Consider the following 24,469-nt stretch of genomic DNA (forward strand, 5'->3'; position numbering starts at 1 on the left):
CTCCGAGCCGATTAGGCTGAAGGGGTGACTGATGCCAACGAAGCCCAGAAGGCCACGCTGCAGTTCCCTGGAGGGAGTGCAGAGTTCCCCATCGTGCCGTCGACCGACGGCGCTTCGAGCGTCGACATCTCGACGTTCATGAAACAGACGGGCTATTCGACGCTCGACTCGGGGTTCGTCAACACGGCTGCGACGAAGAGCGCGATCACCTACATCGACGGCGACGAGGGCATCCTGCGCTATCGCGGCTACCCGATCGAGCAGGTCGCGGCCAACTCGACCTTCCTCGAGACCGCCTGGCTGCTGATCTACGGCGAGCTGCCCACGGCCGACGAGCTGGCCTCGTTCGACGCCCGCATCCGCCGCCACACCCTCCTGCACGAAGACCTGCGCCGGTTCTTCGACGCGCTGCCCGCCACCGCGCACCCGATGTCGGTGCTCTCCAGCGCCGTCGGCGCGCTGTCGACGTTCTACGAAGACACCATGGATGTGAAGGATCCCGAGCAGGTCGAGCTGCAGACCATCCGCCTCCTCGCGAAGCTGCCCGTCATCGCGGCCTACGCGCACAAGAAGAGCCTCGGGCAGGCGTTCCTCTACCCCGACAACTCGCTCAGCTTCGTCGACAACTTCTTGAAGTTGAACTTCGGCACGATGGCAGAGCCCTACGTCGTGAACCCGGTGCTGTCCAAGGCGCTCGAGCGCCTGCTGATCCTGCACGAAGACCACGAGCAGAACGCGTCGACCTCGACCGTGCGCCTGGTCGGCTCGACCGAGGCCAACATGTACTCGTCGATCTCGGCAGGCATCTCGGCGCTCTACGGTCCGCTGCACGGCGGCGCGAACGAGGCGGTGCTCAAGATGCTCGCCGAGATCCGCGACTCCGGCCAAGGCGTCGCCCGGTTCGTCGAGCGTGTCAAGAACAAAGAAGACGGCGTCAAGCTGATGGGCTTCGGGCACCGCGTCTACAAGAACTACGACCCGCGCGCCAAGCTCGTCAAAGAGAGCGCAGACGAGGTGCTCGCCGCCCTCGGCGTCAAAGACGAGTTGCTCGACATCGCGCTCGAACTCGAGCAGGTGGCGCTCAGCGACGAGTACTTCATCTCGCGGAAGCTCTACCCGAACGTCGACTTCTACACCGGCATCATCTACAAGGCGATGGGCTTCCCGCCGCGCATGTTCACCGTGCTGTTCGCCATCGGGCGCCTGCCCGGGTGGATCGCGCACTGGCGCGAGATGAACACCGACAAGGCCACCAAGATCGGCCGCCCCCAGCAGCTCTACATCGGCGAGACCGCCCGCGACTGGCCGACCGACCGCTAGCGGCCGCCGCGGGCCCTGCCCGGTGCCACCGGCACCGCCATCGGCATGAGTCCGATTTCAGGCAAGATGCCCGAACTAGTTCGGGCTTACTGCGTGAATTCGGGCTCGTGCTTGCGCCGCTGGCCCCGACCGCGGCAGCGAGGGTGGCGGCGCCCGCTAGGCGTGGAGCGTCGCGTTCAGCGTGACGCCGGAGCCGCGGCGGGCCAGCACCTCGACGGTGCCGGTGAGCGAGTTGCGGCGGAAGAGCAAGCCGGGGCGCCCCGAGAGCTCGACGGCCTTGACGGTCTGCGACTTGCCGTTCGAGTCGGCGGCGGTGCCGACGAGCACCACCTTGGTGCCGGCGGTGACGTAGAGCCCCGCCTCGACGACGGTGTCGTCGCCGATCGAGATGCCGACGCCCGAGTTCGCCCCGAGAAGAGCCCGCGAACCGATGGAGACGCGCTGGGTGCCTCCGCCCGAGAGCGTGCCCATGATCGATGCGCCGCCGCCGACGTCCGAGCCGTCGCCGACCACGACGCCCTGCGAGACGCGCCCCTCGATCATCGACGAGCCGAGGGTGCCTGCGTTGTAGTTGACGAAACCCTCGTGCATCACCGTGGTGCCGGGGGAGAGGTGGGCGCCGAGACGGACGCGCGAAGCGTCGGCGATCCTGACCCTGTCGGGCGAGACGTAGTCGAGCAGCCGAGGGAACTTGTCGATGCCGGTGGTGTGGATGCCGGCGCGCTGCAGGGGCATGCGCAGGCGGGCGAAGTCGGCAGGATCCAGCGGCCCGGCGTTCGTCCACGTCACGATCGGCAGCACGCCGAAGAGTCCGTCGAGGTTGATCGTGTTCGGCTTCACGAGAAGGTGGCTGAGCAGGTGCAAGCGCAGGTAGGCGTCACTGACGCCTTCCGGCGGCACGGTGAGGTCGATGCGGACGGTGACGGGCTCGAGCCGCACGGCGCGGCGCTCGTCGGGGCCGGCCAGAGTCTCGATGTCGGCAGGGACGAGGGCAGGATCGCGGTCGGCGGGGAAGTCGCCGAGGTGCGGCTCGGGAACCAGGTGTCGAGCACCGTGCCCGAGTCGGCGACGGTGGCGAGGCCGTAGCCCCAGGCGGCTGTCGGGACGGCGGGGGTCGCGGGCTCGCTGCTCATGCTTCGAGGGTATCGGTACGGCAGCGGCGGATAGGCTGAACGTCATGGCTCTCGACCTCACCGTCTCCTCTATCGACCTCACACGGCAGCTCTGCGACATCGCGAGCGTCTCGGGCGACGAGAAGGCCGTCGCCGACGACATCTGGGCAGTGCTCGAGGGGGCGCCGCACCTCGAGCTCTTCCGTGACGGCGACGCCCTGGTCGCGAAGACGAACCTGGGCCGCGACAAGCGGGTGGTCATCGCCGGTCACGTCGACACGGTGCCGATCAACGACAACGTGCCGACGAAGACCGAGCACATCGACGGCGTGGAGTATCTCTGGGGCCGCGGCACCGTCGACATGAAGGCCGGCTGCGCCGTCGCGCTGAAGCTCGCCGTCGAGCTCACCGAGCCCAACGTCGACGTGACCTGGGTCTGGTACGACCACGAAGAGGTCTCGGACGCCCTCAACGGTCTGGGCCGCCTCACGCGGCTGTATCCCGACCTGCTCACGGCTGATTTCGCGATCCTGATGGAGCCCTCGAATTCGAGCGTCGAGGGCGGCTGCAACGGCAACCTCCGCGCCGAGATCCGCACCCGGGGTCTGCGTTCGCATTCGGCCCGCTCGTGGATCGGCGACAACGCCATCCACAGGGCCGCCCCGATCCTCGACCGCCTCGCCGCGTACGAGCCGCGCCAGGTCGAGGTTGACGGGCTGGTCTATCGCGAGGGGCTCAACGCCGTCGGCATCTCCGGGGAGTGGCGGGCAACGTCATCCCCGACGCGTGCATGGTGCACATCAACTACCGCTTCGCGCCGTCGCGCTCGGCCGACGAGGCCGTCGCCCACATCCGCGAGCTGTTCGGCGACTTCGAGGTCGAGATCGTCGACCTCGCCCAGGGCGCCCGCCCCGGTCTCGACGCCGCCCTGGCGCAGGAGTTCCTGGCCGCTGTCGGCGGCGAGGCCACACCCAAGTACGGCTGGACGGACGTCGCGCGCTTCGCCGGCCTCGGCATCCCCGCCGTCAACTACGGCCCCGGCGACCCCATGAAGGCCCACGCCGACGACGAGCGCGTCGCCGTCGACCAGATCACCGAGTGCGAGCGCGGGCTGCGGGCGTGGCTGACGGCCTGATCACCCGGGCCGCCCACGCGGCACCCCCGCAGGTCGACCCGGGCGGTGGCGGCAGGATTCGACGCGCGTACGACGCGACCCCGTGGTGGGCTCGGGTGCTGGTGGTCTTCGCGCTCTCGCGCGTCGTCAGCACCGCCCTGCTGCTCGGCTTCGCCCACGTCCAGGCCACGAACCCGTGGACTCTGGCCCGCCCCGGCTACGCGGCCTACGCGCAGATCTGGGACGGCCAGTGGTACTACATAGTCGCGATGAGCGGCTACCCGCATTCGCTGCCGCTCGACGCCCTCGGCCACGTCGGGCAGAACCAGTGGGCCTTCCTGCCCGTCTACCCGTACATCGTGCGTGGGCTGATGATCGTGACGGGGGCGCCCTTCTCGCCGGTGGCGGTGTTCGTCTCGGTGGCCTCGGCCGCGGGCTGCGCCGTCGTCGTCTACCGCCTCGTGCTGCGGTTCCTCCCCGCCGGCTCGGCGCTGTTCGCCGTCGTGCTGTTCTGCGTGGCGCCGCTGTCGCCCCTGCTGCAGGTCGACTACGCCGAGGCCCTCTTCCTGCTGCTGCTCGCGGCAGCCCTGCTCTTCCTGATGCAGCGGCGCTACTGGCTGATGCTACTCGTGATCGCGGTCGCCGCTTTCACGAGGCCCGGCGTCGTCGCGTTCGCACCGGCGCTCGCGGCGCTCTGGGCGGTGCGTCACGTGCGCCGTGCGAAAGACCCCTTCACGATAGGCGAGCGTTGCCGGCTCGGAATCGTGGCCGTGGCATCCGGCATCCTGGGCCTCGCCTGGCCACTGGTGGCGGCGTTCGTCACCGGCGACCTCACCGCCTACACCGACACCGAGCTGTCGTGGCGGGCCGTCTACATCGGCTTCGGCAAGCTGCTGCCGTTCACGTCGTGGGTGCAGGGGGCGAACTGGTGGCTGCCGCACGGCTCCGGCGTGATCCTGCTCGCGGTGGTCGTGCTGCTGTTCGCCCTCGCGTTCGTCTCGCCGTGGGTGCGACGCCTGCCGATCGAGCTGCGGCTGTGGGTGGCCGCCTACGCCGTGTACCTGCTGGCCGTGTTCTTCCCGCAGTCGTCGACCTTCCGGGTGCTCATGCCGATGTTCCCGCTGCTCGGGGCATTGGCCGTACCGCGGTCGAAGCTCTTCCGGGTCGTGCTCGTGGTCGCGGGGGTCGCCGGGCAGTGGGGCTGGCTCTCGATCTGCTGGTGGGTCAACGGGTACGACTGGACTCCGCCGTGACAGCGTTTTCCGAGTGGTTTAGGGCATCCAGCCGAAATCACGGATAATAGGGGGGAGCATTCCGCGAAAGGGGACTATCTGATGGCAGCCATGAAGCCGAGAACCGGCGACGGACCAATGGAGGCTGTTAAGGAGGGGCGTCTCATCATCGTGCGGGTTCCGCTCGAAGGTGGTGGTCGCCTCGTGGTTTCGGTCAACGATGACGAAGCGCGCGAACTGCACGACGCCCTTGCCGGGGTCGTCGCTACAGCCTCCTGATCTAGCCCACGCCCTGTCTGGGCCTCGACGCCCCGCCCTGCACGCCACCCAGCGTGCGCGGCGGGGCGTCGTCGTACCGAGCCGGCTCAGCGCTTGACGAGCTGCAGGAGGCCGTCGCCAGACGTCGCGAGGGCCGAGATCACCGCGGGCGAAGTCGACACCTCGGTCAGCAGCGTGCGGTAGTCGGCGGTCACGCCGTCGCGGGCGGCGGGGTTCACGACCCGCCCGTTCACGAGAGCGTGCGCCACGAGCACCACACCACCCGTGCGCGCCAGCCGAAGCCCGTGCTCGACGTACTCGATGACGCCCTCGGGGTCGGCGTCGACCAGCACGACGTCGTACGAGTTCTCGTTCATGCGAGGCAGGACCTCGGTGGCGCGCCCCGTGATCAGACGCACCCGATTGGCGGGTACCCCGGCGAGGGCGAAGGCCTCGCGGGCGGCCTGCTGGTGGTCGAGCTCGACGTCGATCGACGTGAGCGTCGCGTCGGGCGCGCCCTGCAGGAGGCAGAGCCCCGACACGCCGAGACCGGTGCCGATCTCGATGATGTTGGAGGCTCCGACGAGGGCCGCGGTGACCGCGAGCTGGGCCCCGACGCCCGGCGAGACGGTGTCGACTCCGGCTTCGAGGGAGTGCTGGCGCGCCAGACCGATCGCGTCACCCTCGGTGACCAGCTCTTCGGCGAACTTCCAACTGGACTCTCTGTGCGGCACTCTCACTCCTCGTCGGTCAACTCTATGGGTTGGTTTGGCGCGGAAGCAGTTAGTCTCTTCTCGTGTTGCAATCCTTCGACAAGCTCTTCGTGATCGCCCTGATCGCTGTTTTGCTGTTGGGTCCGACACGTCTTCCCGTCTACGCGTCCAAGCTGGCGAGCCTGGTCCGAACCGTCCGCGGCATGGCCGACCAGGCGCGCGACCGCATGCGCGACGAGATGGGCGACGAGTTCGTCGACATGGACTGGCAGAAGCTCGACCCGCGCCAGTACGACCCGCGACGCATCATCCGCGACGCCCTGCTCGAAGACCCCACCGAAGTCGAAGCGATCTCCACCCCCGCGTCGGCCGCTGCGGCCGTGGAGGCGGGCCTGCCGTCCGCGCCGTATCGCATGGCGACCGTGCCGCTCGCCGCCGGCGAGGCGCCGCCGTACGACAACGAGGCCACCTAGGCCGTGCCTAGCCGATCCCGATTCGGCCTGAGACCCCGTGCTTCGGCCGTGGTCCCAGCGCCGCGGCGTCGGGATGTCACCCGAAATCCGGGGTGACGCCGGGCCGGGCGGCGCTAGCCGACGCTGAGGCCGAGGCGGCGGCCGGCGAGGCCGCGCTCGCGGACGGCGAGGCGTGCGGCCAGCGCGTCGAGAGCTGCGGCCGCGGGGTCGAGCGGGGCAGCGACCACGACCGGCACGCCCGAATCGCCGCCCTCACGGAGCCCGATGCTCAGAGGGATGCTGGCGAGCAGCTCGACCGTGGCCTCCTGCCCCGTCGAGAGGCGCCTGGCGGTCTCGGCGCCGCCACCCGTGCCGAAGAGCTCGAGCACGCTGCCGTCGGGCTGCACGAGCCCGGCCATGTTCTCGACGACGCCCAGCAGCTTCTGGCCGGTCTGGCGCGCGACGAGGCCCGAGCGCTCGGCGACGTCGGCAGCAGCCGGCTGAGGGGTCGTCACGACGATGACTTCGGCGTGGGGCAGCAGTTGCCCGACCGAGATCGCGACGTCGCCGGTGCCGGGCGGCAGGTCGAGCAGCAGGACGTCGAGGTCGCCGAAATAGACATCGGTCAAGAACTGCTCGATGGTGCGGTGCAGCATGGGGCCGCGCCAGGCGACAGCGGTCGAGGTGTCGTCGACGAACATGCCGATCGAGATCACCTTCACACCGTGGGCGACGGGCGGCAGGATCATGTCGTCGACCTGCGTCGGCTTCACGGACGCCCCGTTGCCGTCGACGAGGCCGAGGAGCCCCGGGATCGAGAAGCCGTAGACGTCGGCGTCGACGATGCCCACGGCGAGCCCACGGGCCGCCAGAGCGACGGCGAGGTTGGCGGTGACGGTCGACTTGCCGACCCCGCCCTTGCCGCTCGTGACCGCGTAGACGCGGGTGAGCGAGTCGGGGCCGAACTGCATGCCGCGCTTGGCGCGCCCGTCGCGGAGCTTCGATGTCAGGGCCTTGCGCTCGGCGGGCGTCATGACCGTGACGTCGACGTCGACCGCCGAGACGCCCGCGACGGCCGCGGTGGCAGCCCGTACGTCGCGCTCGATCGTGTCGGCGGCCGGGCACCCGACGATGGTGAGCTTGACGGCGACGGTGGCTGCACCGTCGGCCGCGACGCTCACGGCCCCCACCATGTCGAGCTCCGTGATCGGCTTGCGGATCTCGGGGTCGAGGACGCGGGTGAGGGCCGTGCGGACCATGCCCTCGACGTCGCCGGGGGAGGTCACACGGTGCCCCGGGCGATCGACTCGTCGCGCGCCGCGCCGTCGGGCCCGTCGTGCCCCTCGAGCTCTTCGAGGAGGGAGCGCAGCTCGTCGCGGATGAAGTCTTTCGACGCCATGTCCTTGATGGCGAGGCGCAGAGCGACGACCTCTCGCGCGAGGTATTCGGTGTCGGCGAGGTTGCGCTCGGAGCGCTGTCGATCCTGCTCGACCTGGACCCGGTCGCGGTCGTCCTGGCGATTCTGGGCCAGCAGGATGAGGGGCGCGGCATACGAGGCCTGGAGCGACAGGACCAGTGTCAGGACCGTGTAGCCGTTCGCCTGAGAGTCGAAGCGGATGGCGACGGGGGCGAAGGTGTTGTAGGCGATCCAGACAGCGCAGAAGACCGTCAGAGCGATCAGGAAGTAGGGCGTGCCCATCCCGCGGGCGATCGACTCGGTCGCTCGGCCGAAGGAGTCGCGATTGGGTCGGTTGCGCCCCGGAAGGACGCGGACGCGCAGGCCCTTGGGCGAATCGAGACGAACGTCACTGCGGCTATCGCGTGCCATTGGGCGTCCTCCTTCCGGTGCTGGTCACGGGTGCTCTTCTGAGGCGGGGCCGCGTGCGGCCCAAAGGTTGCTCGGGATCCTGGCTGCGCCAGTCGTCAGGCAGCACGTGGTCGAGGACGTCGTCGATTGTCACCACCCCGACAAGTCGGTGGTTGTCGTCGACAACCGGAACGGAGACGAGGTTGTAACGGGCCATCACCCGGGTGACCTCGAGAGCGGACGCGCCCACGTTGACCGGCTCGAGCTGCTGATCGAGCAGCGTGCCGAGGCGTTCGTTGGGCGGGTAGCGGAGCATCCGCTGGAAGTGCACCATGCCGAGGAAGCGCCCGGTGGGCGGCTCGTAGGGCGGCAGCACGACGCAGACGGCCGCACCGAGCGCCGGAGCGATCTCGTGCCGGCGGATCATCGCGAGGCCCTCGGCGACGGTCGCGTCGCCCGAGACGATGACGGGCTCGGTGGTCATCAGACCGCCGGCCGTGTCGGAGTCGTAGCTCAGCAGCATGCGGACGTCGTCGGCCTCTTCGGGCTCCATCAAGAGCAGGAGGGCCTCTCGGCGCTCGTCGGAGAGCTGCCCGATGAGGTCGGCGGCGTCGTCGGGCTGCATCTGGTCGAGCACGTCGGCTGCGCGGTCGTCTTCGAGGCGGCTCAGGATCGCGACCTGCTCGTCTTCCGGCATCTCTTCGAGCACGTCGGCCAGGCGGTCGTCGGAGAGCTCTTCGGCGACCTCGTAGCGTCGCTCTTCGCCGAGGTCGAGCAGCGTGTTGGCGAGGTCGGCCGGCAGGAGGTCGGAATAGGCGGCGATCACGTGCTCGGCGCTCTGAGCCGTGCCGGGGGCGTTCTCTTCGCGCACGTCGCCCCAGTTGGCGAACACGGTCGCGCCCTTGCCGAACGGCGACGGCGTCGCCTTCGGCTTGCGCAGGAAGACCTGACCGATCTCCCAGTCGCCCGATGCCGTCTCGTCGATCGCGACGTCTTCGATGGTGGCGGCGGAGTCGTCGTGACGCAGACGCACGCGTCGGCCGAGCAGCTCGGCGATCACGCGCACCTCTCCACCGCGCTGCTCGAAGCGGCGCAGGGTGACAGTGCCCGTCGTGATGATCTGGCCCGACCCGATGCTCGTGACGCGGCCGATGCTGACGAACACCCGTCGCTTGCCCGGCACCTCGACCACGAAGCCGACGACGCGCGGAGACTCGGAGGCGCGGTAGACCACCAGGACGTCGCGCACCTTGCCGACCTTGTCGCCCGCGGGGTCGAAAACGGAGCACCCGGCCAATCGGGCGACGAAGACTCTCGTGGCGCTCACGAGACCAATTTAGCCTGCTGCGCCGGAGATCCACGCCTCGACGTCGGCAGCGGTGCGCGGAATGCCGATCGAGAGGTTCTCGGCGCCGTCCGCGGTGACCAGGATGTCGTCCTCGATGCGCACGCCGATGCCGCGGAACGCCTCGGGCACGGTGAGGTCGTCGGGCTGGAAGTAGAGCCCCGGCTCGATGGTGAACACCATTCCCTCTTCGACGGTGCCGTCGATGTAGAGGTCGCGACGAGCGGCCGCGCAGTCGTGCACGTCGAGCCCTAAGTGGTGGCTGGTGCCGTGCACCATGTAGCGGCGGTGGTACTGCTTGTCGGGCTCGATCGACTCGGCGGCGCTGACCGGCAGGAAGCCCCACTCGGCGGTCTTCTCGGCGATCACGGCCATCGCGGTGGCGTGCACCTCGCGGAATCTGATGCCGGGCTTGACGATGGCGAACGCCGCGTCGGCGGCCTCGAGCACGGCCTCGTAGACGAGCCGCTGCACGTCGCTGAACGTGCCCGACACGGGCAGCGTGCGCGTGATGTCGGCGGTGTAGAGGCTTTCGAGCTCGATGCCGGCGTCGATCAGGATCAGGTCGCCGGGGGCGACGACGCCGTCGTTGCGGGTCCAGTGCAGGATGCAGGCGTGGTCGCCCGAGGCTGCGATCGTGTCGTACCCGACGGTGTTGCCGTCGGCCCGCGCTCGGCGGTTGAACGTGCCCTCGACGAGGCGCTCCCCGCGGGTGTGCGCGACGATCTCGGGGAAGTCGTCGATGACGTCGTCGAAGCCGCGTTTCGTTGCGGCGACCGCGGCACGCATCTCGGCGATCTCGTAGGCGTCTTTGACGAGGCGCAGCTCGCTGACGTCGCGGGTCAGGATCTCGAGGCCGGCGGCCCGGTCGGCCACGGTGTCGACGACCTCGAGGGCCGGGGCCTCGCCGACGAGCGCGTCGACGCGTCGCGTGAGATCCGGGTCGGCCGCGCGGATCAGCAGCGTGTCGGGGCCCGACGTCGCGACGACGTCCTCGAAGTCGGCGAGGTCGCGCGTGGCGATGCCGAGGGCCGAGCCGACCTGTGCCAGCGACGGGCGGGGGCCGACCCAGAACTCGCCGATGTCGGAGTTGGCATAGAACTCGTCGCTGTCGTGGCCGGCGCTCGCGCGGAAGTACAGGGTGGCGTCGTGGCCGTCGACCGCGGGCTCGAGGACCAATACCGAGCCGGGCACAGTGTCGGCGCCCCAGCCGGTCAGGTGCGAGAACGCCGCGTGAGCGCGGAAGGGGTAGTCGGTGTCGTTGGAGCGCACCTTGGCCTGGCCGGCGGGCAGGACGAGACGCTTGCCGGCGTGGAGGGCCGAGAGCTTCGCGCGACGGACCGAGGTGAAGGGCGCCTGCTCGAGCGGCGCGACCTCGCTGTCGGGCCGATCGGCCCACTGCGACGAGATGTACTCCTTGAACGAGTCGGAGACGGGTGTCGTCGAGCGGTTGGACGTTGCGCGCGGAGCCTTCTGATCAGCCATGCCCCTAAGTATGGCGCGAGCCACCCTGGGATGGGGTGGGCGTTCAGTCGGCGACGGCGTCGTCCTTCGGCGTCAGCTGGGCGAGGATCGGGCGGTGGTCGCTGCCGGCCTGGTCTTCGCTTCCGATCACCTCGAACCCGCTCACCGACCAGTCGGAGGTCGTCATGACGTGGTCGATGGGCGTCGCAAGCAGCTTCGGCACGTTGGTCGGCCAGGTGCCGACGCCGGCGTTCGAGGTCGCCAGGGCGGCGTCGCGGCAGGTGCCGAGGGTCGCGCTGCCGGTGCCGAGGCCCGAGAGATGGTCGAGGGTCGAGTTGAAGTCGCCGGCCAGGATCGTGTCCTTCGCGCCGCACAGCGTCGAGAGGTACTTCAGGTCGTGTCGCCACTGCGGCATGTACGCGGCGACCGGGGCCACGGAGTGGACCGCGACGATGGTCGGGCCGGTGTGGTCGACGGGGGTCGCGATGACGGTGGGCAGGATCTCGGTGGTCGTCTGGTCGGTCGACATCGTGTATGCGCCCAGCTTGCTGCTGATCAGCAGCGACGTCGACTTCGACTTGTCGGTGGGTGAGTACGTGAGGTTGAGCACGCTCATCGCCGACCCGTACTTCTTCATGTCGGCCGCGATCGCCTCGGCGACGGGCTTGGGCGTCTCGGGCAGACTCACGACAGTGGCGTGCTCGGAGAGCGCGAGCGCTGCGATCCGCGATGCACCCGGAGCGCCGCCTCGGGTGTTCCACGAGAGCACCGTGACGTCGCCGGTCTCGACGGCCTTGAACTTGTCGTCGCCGGGGCCCCGCTCGAACAGCACCCCCGACGAGATGAGGGCGAAGACGATGAGCAGAGTCGCCGCGCCACCGAAGAAGCCGCGCACCGGCCGCGCGATGATCGCCACCAGCAGGAAGACGACGAAGGCCACGAGGGAGATTCCGACGAGCACGCCGCGGAACGCGATGAGCTGGGCGATGTAGTAGTGCTGCTGCAGCCCCAGAGCCTGGGGGAAGGCAAGCACGAGCAGCGCCGCGGCGACCGCGAGCAGGAGGACGAAGGTGATGAATCGACGGAGCACGGTGGGACGAGCATAGGGGACTCGGCTCCGTCCGCGCGCGGCCGGGGCCGACCTGACCGATGCGTGTCGGCCCGGGACCTACGATGGAGCGATGAGGACCGGCCCGATCGACCTGCACACGCACAGCAGCGTCTCGGACGGCACCGAGACCCCCGCCGAGCTCGTCGCCGCGGCCGCCGAGCAGGGCCTCGGCGCCGTCGCACTCACCGACCACGACAGCACCGCGGGCTGGGCCGCGGCCGCCGCCGCCGTCCAGGGCACCGGGATGATGCTCGTGCCGGGCATGGAGCTCTCCACGCGGATCGGCTGGAGCAGCGTGCACATGCTGGGGTATCTCTTCGATCCTGCATCGCCGTCGCTCGTGCGCGAGACCACGCGCCTGCGCGACGACCGGATGCATCGGGCCGAGCGCATGGTCGCGAAGATCGGCGCGGACTACGACCTCAGCTGGCAGGACGTCTTGGACCAGGCGTCGGAGGGCGCGACGCTCGGGCGACCCCACATCGCGGACGCCCTCGTCGCCAAGGGGTATGCCCGAGACCGCAGCGCGGCGTTCGCCGGGATCCTGCACTGGCGGAGCGGCTACTACGAGCCGCACGAGGCGCCGAGCCCGCTCGTCGGCGTGCGGTTGATCCGAGAGGCCGGAGGAGTGCCCGTGCTGGCGCACCCGGCGACGCACGGGCGGGACACCAATGTGCCGCGCGACCACCTCATCGAGCTCGTCGAGGCGGGCCTCGGCGGCGTCGAGGTCGGCCACCGCGAGAACACGGCGGCCGGTCGCGAGCGGCTGCTCGAGCTGGCGAAGAAGTACGACCTCGTCGTGACCGGGTCGAGCGACTACCACGGCGACGGAAAACCCAACCGGCTGGCCGAGAACTCGACCGACCCGGCGCAGTTCGCGCGCATCGTCGAGCAGGCGACCGGCTCGGCGCCGATCCAGGGCTGATGACAACGAAGCGCCCCGACCCCGAAGGGGCGAGGCGCTCGGTCTGACCGGTGCTGCTATTCGGACTGCGCGGGCTGCGACGTTCCCTCGCCGGCGGGGCGGCGACGGCGGTTGCGGCTGCGCTTGCGCGGGGCGCCCTCGGCCACGGGGGCCGCTTCGGTCGTGGCCGTCTTGTCGGCAGCGGGGGCGCTGGCGGCCGGGCGCGACGACGACGAGCCACCGCGGGTGCGACCGCGACCGGAGTCGGCCGACGAGCCACGGCCCGAGCCGCCGCGACCGGAGTCTCCACGACCCGAGTCGCCTCGGCTCGATGAGTCGCTCGACCGGGAGACGGGCTCGCGCGACGTCGGTTTGAGGCGGCCGCGGGTGCCCTGCTGGATGTCGAGGTCGGTGAACAGGTGCGGGCTCGACGAGTAGGTCTCGACGGGCTCGGGGATGTTCATCTCGAGGCCGCGGTTGATGAGCGCCCACTTGTGCAGGTCGTCCCAGTCGACGAACGTGACGGCGATGCCGGTCTTGCCCGCGCGACCGGTGCGGCCGGCGCGGTGCAGGTAGGTGTCGGGGTCGTCGGGCACCGTGTGGTTGATCACGTGGGTGACGTCGTTGACGTCGATGCCTCGGGCGGCGACGTCGGTGGCGATCAGGATGTCCTTCTTGCCGGCCTTGAAGGCGGCCATGGCGCGCTCGCGCTGCTCCTGGTTGAGGTCGCCGTGAACGGCGGCGGCGTTGAAGCCGCGGTCGTTCAGCTCTTCGACGAGCTTGGCGGCGGCACGCTTGGTGCGCGTGAAGATCACGGTCTTGCCGCGGCCCTCGGCCTGGAGGATGCGGGCGATGACCTCGTCTTTGTCGAGCGAGTGCGCGCGGTACACGACGTGCTTGATGTTGGCCTGCGTCAGCCCCTCGTCGGGGTCGGTGGCGCGGATGTGGATGGGCTTCGACATGAAGCGGCGGGCGAGGGCCACGATCGGCCCGGGCATCGTCGCCGAGAAGAGCATCGTGTGGCGCGTGGCCGGGGTCTGGGCGAAGATCTTCTCGATGTCGGCGAGGAAGCCGAGGTCGAGCATCTTGTCGGCCTCGTCGAGCACGACCTCGCTGACGCTCTTGAGGTCGAGGAGGCGCTGGCCGGCGAGGTCGAGAAGGCGACCGGGCGTGCCGACGACGATCTGCGCGCCCGCCTTGAGCTGCTCGACCTGGCCCTCGTAGGCCTTGCCGCCGTAGATCGACACGACCGTCGTGCCGGGGCGGTTCGTCAGGGCGATCTCGAGGTCCTGCGTCACCTGGACGCACAGCTCGCGGGTGGGGACGACCACGAGCACCTTGACGCCGGGAGCCGGGTCGAGGCCGATGCGCTGGATGATCGGGAGGCCGAAGCCGAAGGTCTTGCCGGTGCCCGTCTTGGCCTGGCCGATGATGTCCTGGCCGGCGAGAGCGAGCGGGATGGTCTGGGTCTGGATGGGGAAGGGTTCGATGATCCCCTTCGCCGCCAGAGCGTCGACGATGTCGTCGTCGATCGAGAGGTCTTTGAATGTCAAGTGTGGCCCTGTCTCGTATATAGGGGTAAGCCCACAGTTTAGCCTGACGGGCTCTCGGGGCCGCCCGGTGCCCGGCGGTGACCCTCTAAGGTGGTGCCGTGGTGTCATGGAAGAGCCTTCGGGCGAGACGGGCCAGGCCTGCGAACACGAGGCCGCGCGCCGCGTCGCGGCCCCGCGTCGTCAGCCGGGTCGAGCTCGGCGACTTCACTCCCGACCTCGACGTCTACCTCGGCCAGGCCGCCTACCTTCAGCTGGCGCTTTTCGAGTCGCTCGGCCGGGCGGCCCACATCGCACCCTCGACGCGCACCAAGACACTGACCGGCGCGGTCGCCACGTCGACGCTCGAGCGCCACAAGGGGCTTCTGACCGAGATCGAGCGCACCGGCGCCGATGTGCCCGAGACCATGCAGCCGCACCGGGCCGTGATCGACGACTTCCAGAGCCGGACGGGTGGGGGCGATTGGTACGAGAGCATCCTGGCGTCGTACGTGGCCGCGGGCCTCCTCAACGACGTGTTCTCACGCCTGGCCGCAGGATTGCCGTCGGATTCGCACGACCGCGTGGTCACCGCCCTCGAGACGGGCGCCTCCGACGACGAGAAGGCCATCGTGAGCGAGCTGTCGCTCGCGATCTCGGCCGACCCGAGGCTCGCGTCGCGCCTCGCGCTCTGGGGTCGTCGCCTCGTGGGCGACACGCTGCTGGTCGCTCGCGCCGCCATCTCGGCGTCGCACCAGTCGGCCGACGACGAGCGCCTCGAGCCCGTCTTCACCGAGCTGATCGCCGCTCACACCCGGCGGATGGACTCCCTCGGGCTGACGGCCTGAGAGGCTGACGGCCTGACAGACTGACAGCCTGACGGCCTGACAGGCTGACAGCTCGACGAGCCTCGGGCGGAGGCGGCTCAGGCCGCGCTGCCGCCCATCAGGCTCTCGAGCAGCACCCGATCGGCCTCGCGCCGACGGACCGTGGTGATCCTGGTGATGCCGATCGCGGTCAGGGCGGCGACGACGAGGTCGATCACCCAGATCCAGCCGTCGGCCGGGGTCATGCCGACCCAGATCAGCACCTCCCACATGACGATGGCCGCGCAGGTCGCGAAACCCGCCGCCCACAGCACCCCGCGGGTCTCTTGACCGGGCAGAGCGAAGTGGAAGATGAAGCCGAGGAGCGTGCCGCCGAGGGCCGCGAAGAGGAGTTCCATGGCGCCGTCTAGCTGACGAAGCCGACGCGGCCGCGCTCTTCGCTGCCGACCTCGACGTACGCGAGGCCCGCGGTCGGAACGAGGAAGACCTTGCCCTTGCTGTCTTTCAGCGTGAAGTAGGACTTCTTGCCGTCGAGGGCGTCGGCGACTACCTTCTCGACGTCGGACGGCGTCTCGGCCGACTCGAACGAGATCTCACGGGGGCTGTTGGCGATACCGATGCGAATGTCCACGACTCGTACGATAACGGACTCGGGGCCGGGTCGCCCGACGCGTTCACTGTGGGCTTACCCAGGCGTCCTGTCGGCAATTCAGGCGTGGCGCCGGGTTCGCGCCCGAAACGGGTGTCTGACTGGCGCTCAGCCTGAATCGCCGACGAGCGGGGACGAAGACGGAGACAGGCGCAGGCGCAGGATGCCACGATGATGTCGGTGCGAGCCGATACGGTCGTGGGCATGGTCGGTTCCGTCACCGCACCCGCGCTCGACGCGGGCCAGCGTGCTCTGCTCGCCCTCCCCGACGGCGAGTCGGCCGCCGTGATCGGTGCGCCGGGCTCGGGCAAGACGACCGCGCTCGTCGCGTTCCTCGTCGATCGGCTGGGGCGAGAGGGCTGGGGCCCGGAGTCGGTGATGGCGCTGGCGCCGACGCGAGGGACGGCCACGCGTCTTCGCGACCTCCTGGCGAGGGCGGTCGACGTGCCGACGCCGGGCCCGCTCGCCCGCTCGGTGGCATCGCTCGCCTTCGACATCGTGGGCCATGCCGCCCGGCTCGCCTCGTCGCCTCCGCCCACCCTTTTGACCGGCGGCGAGCAGGACACCGTGATCCGCGAGCTGCTCGAGGGGCACCTGGCCGACGGGACGGGCCCCGCCTGGCCCGAAGAGCTGTCCCCGGCGGTGCGATCGCTGCGGGGCTTCCGCACCGAGCTGCGCGAGCTTCTGATGCGCGCGACCGAGCACGGAGTCGACTCGCACGGGCTGCGGGCGCTCGGCGCTTCGACCGATCACCCCGAGTGGGTCGCCGCCGCCGACTTCGCCGACGAGTACCACCGCGTCGTCGACGGCCTGCAGGCGAACGCCCTCGACTCGGCCGAGCTCGTCGACTACGCCGTGGCCGCCCTCGACCGCGGCGAGACGCCGACGCTGCTGGAGGGTCTGCGGGTCGTGCTGGTCGACGACGCGCAGGAGGCGACGGAGTCGACCCTCTCGCTGCTGCGCGCCCTCGGTCGGCGCGGCGTCGCCGTCGTCGCGCTGGGCGACCCCGACCTGGCGACGAACGCCTTCCGCGGCGGTATGCCGGACGTTCTCGGCCGGCTGGCCCTGCGGCTCGACCTCGACGCGGTCGAGACGATCACCCTGCCGAGCGTCTACCGCCATGCCGCGGGCATCCGCTCGTTCGTCTCGAGCTCGACCGATCGCATCGGCGCGGCGGGCGCCGGTCGGCAGCACGCGGCCCAGGCGGTGACCCGAGACGACGACGAGGCCCCGGGTCGGCGCATCCCGCCGCTCTGGCGCATCGAGTCCGACTCGCCGGCGCACGAGATCTCAGCCGTCGCGCGCGCTCTGCGCGAGCATCACCTCTTCGGTGACGTGCCCTGGTCGCAGATGCTCGTGGTAGTGCGCAACGGCGCCCTCGTGCCGACCGTCGCCCGCTCGCTGCAGCTGGCCGAAGTGCCGACGCGCACGCCGGTCGCCGGGCGCGCCCTCCGCGAGGAGTTCGGCGCCCGGCACCTCCTGCTCGCGGCGTCGGTGGCCACCGGCCGTGAGGCTTTGACGCCCGAGGTCGCCTCCGAGCTCTTGGCCGGGCCCCTCGCCGGCTTCGACTCGCTGTCGCTGCGGCGCCTGCGGCTGGCGCTTCGTGCCGAAGAGCTGGGGGCTCGGGAGGACGGCGCCGAGACGGCCCGCTCGGCCGACGAGCTTCTGGTCGAAGCCCTCTCGGGGCCAGGCCGGTTCGCCACCATCGACTCGCGGTTCGCCGCGCGGGCAGGGCGTTTCGCCACGAGTCTCGATCGGGCGCGCCAGGCGGCCGCGAACGGCGAGAGCATCGAAGAGCTGCTCTGGGGGCTGTGGCAGCGCAGCGGTCTCGCCGACGAGTGGAGCGCGCGGTCGCGGGGCCACGGCATCCTGGCGGCCGAAGCCGACCGTCATCTCGACGGCGTGGTCGCCCTGTTCACGTCGGCCAAGCGGTTCGTCGAGCGCAGCCCCGAGGCTCCGCCGATCGTCTTCCTCGACGCCATGCTCGACGCCGACGTGCCCGAAGACACCCTGTCGCCGCAGGCGCTCGCCGAGTCAGTGCTGGTCTGCACGCCCTCGGCCGCTATCGGGCTCGAGGTCGACGTGGTGGTCGTGGCCCGGCTGCAGGACGGCATCTGGCCGAACCTCCGCATCCGCGGCGGACTGCTATCGCCTGACGCTCTGGTCGAGGCCGCGACGGGCGAGGCCCGGCAGGCCGTCAGCGCCGTCGACCGCAGGCGAGCCGTGCTGTCGGACGAGCTGCGCATGTTCGCGCTGGCGACCTCGAGGGCGTCGCGCCAGGTGATCCTGTCGTCGACGTCGAGCGACGACGAGACGCCCTCGATGTTCCTCCGGCTCGTGCCGTCGAGCGTGCCGACCGCCGACGTGCGCCCGCCCCTCTCGCTGCGCGGGCTCGTCGGGCACCTGCGGCACGTCCAGCTCACCGGGCGCAGCGGCGACGCCGGCGACGCCGGGCACGCGCTCGCCCGGCTCGCGGCCGAAGGGGTCGCCGGGGCGTCGCCCGACGAGTGGTACGGCCTGCGCGACCAGACGACGACCGAGCCGCTCGTCGACCTCACCGACCCCGAGGCCCGCGTGCCCGTGTCGCCGTCGCAGATCGGCTCGTTCGAGGAGTGCCCGCTGCACTGGTTCATCGACCGCTTCGGCGGGTCGACGCCGTCGAGCGCCATGGGCCTCGGCACCGTCGTGCACGACGTGATGGAGCACGCGGTCGACATCGACGTCGATTCGCTCTGGCAGGCCGTCGAGGCGCGGTGGGGCGAGCTCGAGTTCGAGTCGGCGTGGCAGTCGGAGGCCGAGAAGCGCCGGGCGCGGGTCATGACCGAGGGGCTCGCGGGCTACCTGCGCGACTTCGTCACGGGCCACGGTGAGCTGCTCGGCGCGGAGTCGGCCTTCGCCCTCGACGTGGGGCAGGCCGTGCTGCGCGGCACGGTCGACCGCGTCGAGCAGCAGACGGACGGCTCGGTGGTGATCGTCGACCTCAAGACCGGCCGCAGCATCCCGACGGTCGCCGAGGCCGAGACCAACCCGCAGCTGGGCAGCTATCAGCTCGCCCTCGCGGAGGGTGCGCTCGAGGCGGCGGACGCTTCGTCGCGGCGCGGCGGGGCGAAGCTGCTCTTCGTCTCGAAGGGCGTGCGCGGCAAGGCGTACTCCGAGCGCAGCCAGGGCGCCTTCGACGACGAGGGGCTCGAGGCCTTCCGGCAGCGGGTGCTGACGGACGCCGAGGGGATGGCCACGCAGGTGTTCGAGGCCCGCGTCGATGAGCACTGCTCGGGGCGCTTCGGCGGATCCTGCCGCATCCACGTCGTGGGGGAGGTGACGCAGTGAGGACCGCCCTGGAGATCGCCGACCGGCTCGGGCTGCCGCGCCCCACCGACGAACAGCAGCGCGTCATCGAGGCGCCGCTCGAGCCCGCGCTCGTCGTCGCCGGCGCCGGCAGCGGAAAGACCGAGACGATGGCGAGCCGAGTCGTGTGGCTCTTGGCCAACGGGCTCGTGACGGTGCCGCAGGTGCTCGGCCTCACTTTCACCCGCAAGGCCGCCGGCGAGCTCGCCGAGCGCATCCGGGGTCGCATCGAACGGCTCGCCGAGGCCGAGCTGCTCGAGGGCGGTGTCGACCCGTTCGACGCGCCCACCGTGTCGACCTACAACGCCTTCGCGAACACGATCTTCCGTGACAACGCCCTCCTGGTCGGGCGCGAGAGCGAGTCGCAGGTGCTCAGCGAGGCGTCCGCCTGGCAGCTGGCCCGCTCGCTGGTCGTGTCGAGCGACGACTCGCGGCTGGCGACTCTCGGCCGCTCGGTCGACTCGCTCACCGAGACGGTCGTCGCGCTCAGTCACGCGCTGGGCGAGAACGTCGCCGAGGCGCCCGCAGTCTCGCGCATGGCCGACAGATTCGTCGACCTCGCTTCACTGCCGTCATCGAAGGGCTCGTCGTACAAGACGCTCACCGACGCGACCGAGGCGCTGGCCGGGCTGCCCCCGATGCTCGACCTCGCCGAGCTCTTCGCTGCCGAGAAGGCGCGGCGCGGGTTCGTCGAGTTCTCCGACCAGGTCGCCCTCGCGCTGCAGGTGTGCGAGACGTCGCCCGGTGTCGTCGACGAGCACCGCGAGAGATTCCGGGTGATCCTGTTGGACGAATACCAGGACACCTCGGTGGTTCAGACGCGCCTGCTCGCGCGGCTCTTCCGTGGCACGGGCGTGATGGCCGTCGGCGACCCGCACCAGTCGATCTACGGATTCCGCGGGGCGAGCGCGGCGAACCTCGGCCGATTCCCGCTCGACTTCGGCGACGGCGCCGCCGCCACCTTCACCCTGTCGACGAGCTGGCGCAACCCGACGAGCGTGCTCGACGCGGCCAACGTGGTCGTCGACGAGCTGTCGCGAGCCTCGGCCGTGCCGGTGGGGCGGCTGACTGCGCGGCCCGACGCAGGTGCCGGGTCGGTCGAGGCGCTGTACGCCGAGACGGTCGACGACGAGGCCGACGGTGTCGCCCGGTGGTTCCGCCAGAGGCTTCGCCCGGGGCAGGGCGACGACGAACTCCCCACGGCGGCGCTCCTCTTCCGCTCGAAAGCGACGATGCCGGTCTTCGTCGAGGCCCTGAAGCGCCATGGCGTGAAGCACCACGTGCTCGGCGTCAGCGGGCTCCTGCAGCGGCCCGAGATCGTCGACCTCGTCAGCTGCCTGCGGGTGCTGCACGACCCCGCAGCCGGCTCCGAGCTGATCCGTCTGATGGCGGGGGCCCGCTGGCGCATCGGAATCCACGACATCGCGGTGCTTCGGCAGGTCTCGTCGTGGCTCTTCACCCACGACCACGCGCAGCAGCGCCTCGAGCAGGATGTCGCCGATCGCCTCCGCGCATCGGTCGCCCCGGGCGAGCACGGCTCGATCGTCGACGCCCTCGATTTCGTCGGCACGGCGCCGCCCGCCCACCACCAGCTGGCAGGATTCAGCGCCGAGGGTCTCGATCGCCTCCGCGCGCTCGCCCGTCAGCTCGCGTTCCTCCGCAATCGCACCGGTCTCGACTTGGTCGACCTGGTCGCGCTCGTGCAGCAGGAGATGCTGCTCGACATCGAGGTGGCCGCGGCCGCGGGCAGTCTGCGCGGCAACGCGTACCTCCAGGCGTTCGACGACGAGCTCGCGGGCTACGTCGCCACCGACGACACCGCGAGCCTCGCCGGTTTTCTGTCGTGGCTGTCGGCCGCCGAGCGGCGCGACGACATGGGCCCCCGCTCGGACGAGAGCGAGAAGGGCACCGTGCAGCTGCTGACGGTGCACGGCTCGAAGGGCCTCGAGTGGGATCTCGTGGCGGTGCCGCGGCTCGTCGAGGGCGAGCTGCCCGGCACCTCGCGCGAGGGCAAGGGCTGGCTGACCTTCGGCAAGCTGCCCTTCGAGTTCCGCGGCGACGCGAACGAGCTGCCGGTGTTCGGCTGGCGCGACTTCGACGACCAGAAGGAGTTCCACGACGCCCTCGCCGTCTTCGAAGACGAGCTGCGCGAGCGGCACCTGGCCGAAGAGCGTCGGCTCGCCTACGTCGCGCTGACGCGGGCGAAAAGGGAGCTGCTGCTGACGGGATCGTTCTGGGCGACGCAGACGAGGCCGCGAGGGGCGAGTCGGTACCTGACCGAGCTGGTGAGCGCCGGCATCCTGCCCCCGGAGGCCCTGCCCGAAGCACCCGAGAACGACGACAACCCCCTGACGGCGTCGCACGAGTCACCGCTCTGGCCGTTCGACCCGCTCGGGGCGCGACGGGAGGCCGTCGAGGGCGCGGCCGCGCAGGTGCGCCTCGCGATCGAGCGAGGCGACGCGTCAGGGGGCCGGTGGGCGCGCGACATCGAGCTGCTGGTGCGCGAGCGGGCGGCGTCCCGTGAGCCCGAGACGACCACGCTGCCGCAGCGGATCCCCGCGTCGCGCTTCAAAGACTATGTCGACGACCCTGCCGCGGTCGCGGCGTCTCTCCGGCGGCCGCTGCCCGAGCGGCCCTACCGCGCGACCCGCCTCGGCACGCTCTTCCACGCCTGGGTCGAAGAGCGCTTCCGCCCCACGGGCCGCGGCGAGGTGCTCGACGCCGAGAGCTTCGACCTCGAAGGCGACGACGAGCGCGACCCTTTCGGCGTGGTGCCCGGCGCCCCGGTCGACCCCGACGACGCGCGCCGATTGGCCGAGCTGCAGGCGACCTTCGAGCGCTCGGAGTGGGCGGCCCTCGAAGCGGTCGATGTCGAGCTCGAGATCCACCTGCCGCTGGGTGCTCGCACCGTCATCTGCAAGATCGACGCGGTGTTCGAGCGCGACGGGCGCTACCAGGTGGTCGACTGGAAGACGGGCAAGGCGCCGAGCGGTGCCGACGATCTGGCCCTCAAGCAGCTGCAGCTGGCGCTCTATCGCGAGGCGTACGCGCAGTATCGGGGTCTCGATCCGGCGCTCATCGACGCGGTGTTCTATTTCGTGGCCGACGACGCTCTGCTGCGGCCCGAATCAGTCAGCGACCGGGCCGAGCTCGAGCGGTTGTGGGGGACGGTCGAAGACCGGTTGTGACCACGTCGTCGGTCAGTGCAACGGCCTAGCCGTGCCGCCGCTCGGTGGCCGAGAGCAGGTCCTCGACGCCGTCGAGGTCGAGAGCCTCGGTGGCGCCCGACGCGATCGGGCGCTCGTCGTGCAGCTGGATCGTGTCGACGAGCCTGGACATCATGCCGATGGCGTCGTCGACGACCTCGGTGTCCTTGGTGTGGGTGCCGTGCAGCAGATAGCGGGCCAGATCGAGCTCGTGATAGAGCGTCGCGCGGTGCCGCAGCGACCGCTCGCTGGTCGACCGGGCGGCGTTGTAGGCGTCGAAGACGGCGTCGACGCTGTCGGCCGTCGGTGCGCCGAGCACCCAGGCGAGGTCGCGGGCCGGGTCGCCGACCTGGAGGTCGTGCCAGCCGAGCAGCGCCGAGATACGGTCGTCTCCGACCAGGAACGACCCCGCCTCGAGAGAACCGTTGATCACCGTCGGCTGGAACTGCCAGAGCTGGCTGTCCTGGATCGCCGCTTCCCAGCGCTCCAGCAGAGCAGCGGGCAGGAGGCCGGTACCCGCGGCCCGGTCGACGACCGAAGCCGACGATCGCATCGCCTCGAACGGGGTGTGGCTGGTGAGGCCTGCGTCGGTCACGAAACTCGTGGGCAGCATGTGGACGGCTGCGATGGCGGCACCGACCGACGAGGGGAGGCCCGTGCCGGCCAGCACGTCTCCGACCGAGAGCGGGGTGCCGTCGACGTAGTCGTAGACGATCGCGCGGGTCTCGGCGATCGGGGCCTGCCCGCGGTAGGAGGGCACGGCGAACGAGAGGCGGCTGCGCACACCGGTGCTCAGAGCACGGATCGCGACGAGGTCGGCCGACTGCTGGGCTTCGGCCCGCTGCGTGCGGGGCACCCGGATCACCCACTCGTCACCGGTCGCGCCGACGAGGCGTGCAGAGTCGAAATCGCCCGCACCGATCGACCCGTGCGGGCCGGTCTGCCGGACGTCGAGGTCGGCGACAGCGGCCGTCGCCAACGCGGCTAGAGTGAGATGGGATCTGGCCATGGCATCAGGGTAGGCCTCTGTATGGAGAGCAACCCTGTCCGCCACGCCCTCCCCGACAAGACGACACGCGAAGAAGATTGGTGGTCGGATGCCTGAACGCTCTGCCCGAAGCGACAACACCTCCGACCACCCCACCTCCTTCACCGACAAGCTGCCTCTCTCGCGGCACACCGTCGACCGCGACTATCTGACGCGCGATCGCGAAGACGTCTTCGCCCGGCTGATGGCCGACCCCGCTACGCGCGTTCTGCCGGTGTGGAAGGGTCGTGCGCTGTTCGCGACCGCCACGACGCTCGCCCTGGTGCCGCCGTCCGAGGTTCCGGCCGACGCGCGGCTCGTCTACCTCGGCCGCTCGACCGTGGCTGACGACCTGCCGGTGGGTACCGCGTTCGTCGCGGCTCTGCTCACCGACGAGCAGGCGGCGAGCGTCGCCTCCGAAGAAGACTGGGGCAACCTGAGGATGTTCGCGACCGGCCTCAGCGCACGCGACGCGGGCCTCGCCACCGAGGCGCTCGCCATCACCAACTGGCACGCTTCGCACCGCTTCTCGCCGCGGACCGGCCAGCCGCTCGTCTCGACGAAGGGCGGCTGGGTGCTCGTCGACCCCGACGACGGCCACGAGATCTTCCCGCGCACCGACCCGGCGATCATCGTCGGTGTCACCGACCAGAACGACCGTCTCCTCCTCGGCTCGAACGCCATGTGGGAGAAGAACCGCTACTCGCTGCTCGCCGGCTTCGTCGAGCCCGGCGAGAGCCTCGAACAGGCTGTCGCGCGCGAGATCTTCGAAGAGAGCGGCGTGCGCGTCGTCGACCCGATCTATCTCGGGTCGCAGCCCTGGCCCTTCCCGGCGTCGCTGATGCTCGGCTATCGGGCCACCGTCGACTCCGACAACCCGGGCACCCTCGAGCCCGACGGCGCCGAGATCGTCGACCTGCGCTGGTTCACCCGCGACGAGCTGATCGCGGCCGGCGACGAGGTGATCCTGCCGGGTCGGTCGTCGATCGCCCGCGCCATCATCGAAGACTGGTACGGCTCGGAGATCGATGACCAAGAATGACCCGCTGAGGGG

Annotated in this window: 19 protein-coding genes and 2 pseudogenes; 10 read left to right on the plus strand and 11 right to left on the minus strand. The window is 70.5% G+C overall.

Going from position 1 to position 24,469, the window contains the following annotated elements:
- The first annotated feature begins 24 nt into the window (after positions 1–24).
- Complete coding sequence (locus AX769_RS09100) at positions 25–1,320, plus strand: citrate synthase (RefSeq protein ID WP_082763639.1); 1,296 nt, start codon at positions 25–27, stop codon at positions 1,318–1,320.
- Positions 1,321–1,476: 156 nt separating this feature from the next.
- Here AX769_RS09100 and dapD read toward each other — a convergent pair.
- Positions 1,477–2,453, minus strand: a pseudogene (gene dapD / locus AX769_RS09105) (2,3,4,5-tetrahydropyridine-2,6-dicarboxylate N-succinyltransferase).
- Between the two features lie 44 nt (positions 2,454–2,497).
- Between dapD and dapE the strand changes: the two are divergent.
- The 3 genes and pseudogenes from dapE (at position 2,498) to AX769_RS23000 (ending at position 5,057) form a co-directional block, all read left to right on the plus strand.
- Positions 2,498–3,567: pseudogene (gene dapE / locus AX769_RS09110) on the plus strand (succinyl-diaminopimelate desuccinylase).
- Positions 3,552–4,799: a hypothetical protein gene (locus tag AX769_RS09115; RefSeq protein WP_239451990.1), complete on the plus strand. Its 1,248-nt coding sequence runs from the start codon at positions 3,552–3,554 to the stop codon at positions 4,797–4,799. The pseudogene dapE and the gene AX769_RS09115 overlap by 16 nt, the downstream one beginning before the upstream one ends.
- Before the next feature lie 81 nt (positions 4,800–4,880).
- Entirely contained in the window at positions 4,881–5,057 is a 177-nt protein-coding gene (locus tag AX769_RS23000; protein ID WP_082763640.1) for a DUF3117 domain-containing protein, read from the plus strand.
- Positions 5,058–5,143: 86 nt separating this feature from the next.
- On the opposite strand, the gene AX769_RS09125 is transcribed toward AX769_RS23000, so the two are convergent.
- Positions 5,144–5,770, minus strand: a complete 627-nt coding sequence (locus tag AX769_RS09125) for an O-methyltransferase (RefSeq protein ID WP_066278418.1) — start codon at positions 5,768–5,770, stop codon at positions 5,144–5,146.
- A 62-nt stretch (positions 5,771–5,832) separates the two neighbouring features.
- Here AX769_RS09125 and AX769_RS09130 point away from each other — a divergent pair, with 62 nt between their 5' ends.
- A complete protein-coding gene (locus AX769_RS09130; protein ID WP_066278420.1) occupies positions 5,833–6,222 on the plus strand; it encodes a translocase in 390 nt (129 codons plus the stop codon).
- A 113-nt stretch (positions 6,223–6,335) separates the two neighbouring features.
- On the opposite strand, the gene AX769_RS09135 is transcribed toward AX769_RS09130, so the two are convergent.
- The 5 genes from AX769_RS09135 to AX769_RS09155 are packed head-to-tail and all read right to left on the minus strand — an operon-like array spanning position 6,336 to position 11,907.
- Positions 6,336–7,460 (minus strand): Mrp/NBP35 family ATP-binding protein, encoded by a 1,125-nt coding sequence (locus AX769_RS09135; RefSeq protein WP_066283403.1) that lies wholly within the window; start codon positions 7,458–7,460, stop codon positions 6,336–6,338.
- 23 nt (positions 7,461–7,483) lie between these two features.
- Positions 7,484–8,029: a DUF1003 domain-containing protein gene (locus AX769_RS09140; RefSeq protein ID WP_066278422.1), complete on the minus strand. Its 546-nt coding sequence runs from the start codon at positions 8,027–8,029 to the stop codon at positions 7,484–7,486.
- Positions 8,016–9,335 carry a magnesium transporter MgtE N-terminal domain-containing protein gene (locus AX769_RS09145; RefSeq protein WP_066278424.1) on the minus strand — a complete coding sequence of 440 codons (1,320 nt, stop codon included), beginning with the start codon at positions 9,333–9,335 and terminating at the stop codon, positions 8,016–8,018. The genes AX769_RS09140 and AX769_RS09145 overlap by 14 nt, the downstream gene beginning before the upstream one ends.
- Before the next feature lie 9 nt (positions 9,336–9,344).
- Positions 9,345–10,838, minus strand: a complete 1,494-nt coding sequence (locus AX769_RS09150) for an aminopeptidase P family protein (protein WP_066278427.1) — start codon at positions 10,836–10,838, stop codon at positions 9,345–9,347.
- Positions 10,839–10,881: 43 nt separating this feature from the next.
- Complete coding sequence (locus AX769_RS09155) at positions 10,882–11,907, minus strand: endonuclease/exonuclease/phosphatase family protein (RefSeq protein ID WP_066278434.1); 1,026 nt, start codon at positions 11,905–11,907, stop codon at positions 10,882–10,884.
- Positions 11,908–11,998: 91 nt separating this feature from the next.
- Here AX769_RS09155 and AX769_RS09160 point away from each other — a divergent pair, with 91 nt between their 5' ends.
- Positions 11,999–12,853, plus strand: coding sequence for a PHP domain-containing protein (locus AX769_RS09160; protein ID WP_066278436.1), 855 nt, complete (start codon positions 11,999–12,001; stop codon positions 12,851–12,853).
- Between the two features lie 56 nt (positions 12,854–12,909).
- Here the strand turns inward: AX769_RS09160 and AX769_RS09165 are convergent, their stop codons facing one another.
- A complete protein-coding gene (locus tag AX769_RS09165) occupies positions 12,910–14,385 on the minus strand; it encodes a DEAD/DEAH box helicase (protein WP_066278439.1) in 1,476 nt (491 codons plus the stop codon).
- A gap of 98 nt (positions 14,386–14,483) precedes the next feature.
- Here AX769_RS09165 and AX769_RS09170 point away from each other — a divergent pair, with 98 nt between their 5' ends.
- Positions 14,484–15,209, plus strand: coding sequence for a ferritin-like fold-containing protein (locus AX769_RS09170; protein ID WP_066278441.1), 726 nt, complete (start codon positions 14,484–14,486; stop codon positions 15,207–15,209).
- Between the two features lie 77 nt (positions 15,210–15,286).
- Here the strand turns inward: AX769_RS09170 and AX769_RS09175 are convergent, their stop codons facing one another.
- The gene (locus tag AX769_RS09175) at positions 15,287–15,586 is read right to left on the minus strand and encodes a hypothetical protein (protein WP_066278444.1); all 300 of its coding nucleotides are present in this window, start codon (positions 15,584–15,586) and stop codon (positions 15,287–15,289) included.
- Positions 15,587–15,594: 8 nt separating this feature from the next.
- On the minus strand, positions 15,595–15,819 hold the full coding sequence (locus AX769_RS09180; protein WP_066278446.1) for a DUF3107 domain-containing protein: 225 nt from the start codon (positions 15,817–15,819) through the stop codon (positions 15,595–15,597).
- 189 nt (positions 15,820–16,008) lie between these two features.
- On the opposite strand from AX769_RS09180, the gene AX769_RS09185 reads away from it, so the two are divergent.
- Positions 16,009–19,164, plus strand: coding sequence for an ATP-dependent DNA helicase (locus tag AX769_RS09185; protein WP_066278448.1), 3,156 nt, complete (start codon positions 16,009–16,011; stop codon positions 19,162–19,164).
- Positions 19,161–22,370, plus strand: a complete 3,210-nt coding sequence (locus tag AX769_RS09190; protein ID WP_082763641.1) for an ATP-dependent DNA helicase — start codon at positions 19,161–19,163, stop codon at positions 22,368–22,370. The genes AX769_RS09185 and AX769_RS09190 overlap by 4 nt, the downstream gene beginning before the upstream one ends.
- 25 nt (positions 22,371–22,395) lie before the next feature.
- On the opposite strand, the gene AX769_RS09195 is transcribed toward AX769_RS09190, so the two are convergent.
- Complete coding sequence (locus AX769_RS09195) at positions 22,396–23,397, minus strand: phosphotransferase (RefSeq protein ID WP_066278453.1); 1,002 nt, start codon at positions 23,395–23,397, stop codon at positions 22,396–22,398.
- Positions 23,398–23,485: 88 nt separating this feature from the next.
- Here AX769_RS09195 and nudC point away from each other — a divergent pair, with 88 nt between their 5' ends.
- Complete coding sequence (gene nudC, locus AX769_RS09200) at positions 23,486–24,457, plus strand: NAD(+) diphosphatase (RefSeq protein ID WP_082763642.1); 972 nt, start codon at positions 23,486–23,488, stop codon at positions 24,455–24,457.
- Positions 24,458–24,469 lie beyond the last annotated feature (12 nt).

The organism is Frondihabitans sp. PAMC 28766 (assembly GCF_001577365.1).
Lineage (GTDB): Bacteria > Actinomycetota > Actinomycetes > Actinomycetales > Microbacteriaceae > Frondihabitans.

Bases quoted from the DNA above. Each gene is read 5' to 3' on its own strand.
- AX769_RS09150 (WP_066278427.1), bottom strand. From the start codon at position 10,838: ATGGCTGATCAGAAGGCTCCGCGCGCAACGTCCAACCGCTCGACGACA.
- AX769_RS09160 (WP_066278436.1), top strand. From the start codon at position 11,999: ATGAGGACCGGCCCGATCGACCTGCACACGCACAGCAGCGTCTCGGAC.
- AX769_RS23000 (WP_082763640.1), top strand. From the start codon at position 4,881: ATGGCAGCCATGAAGCCGAGAACCGGCGACGGACCAATGGAGGCTGTT.
- AX769_RS09135 (WP_066283403.1), bottom strand. From the start codon at position 7,460: ATGGTCCGCACGGCCCTCACCCGCGTCCTCGACCCCGAGATCCGCAAG.
- nudC (WP_082763642.1), top strand. From the start codon at position 23,486: ATGCCTGAACGCTCTGCCCGAAGCGACAACACCTCCGACCACCCCACC.
- AX769_RS09175 (WP_066278444.1), bottom strand. From the start codon at position 15,586: ATGGAACTCCTCTTCGCGGCCCTCGGCGGCACGCTCCTCGGCTTCATC.
- AX769_RS09140 (WP_066278422.1), bottom strand. From the start codon at position 8,029: ATGGCACGCGATAGCCGCAGTGACGTTCGTCTCGATTCGCCCAAGGGC.
- AX769_RS09185 (WP_066278448.1), top strand. From the start codon at position 16,009: ATGATGTCGGTGCGAGCCGATACGGTCGTGGGCATGGTCGGTTCCGTC.
- AX769_RS09195 (WP_066278453.1), bottom strand. From the start codon at position 23,397: ATGGCCAGATCCCATCTCACTCTAGCCGCGTTGGCGACGGCCGCTGTC.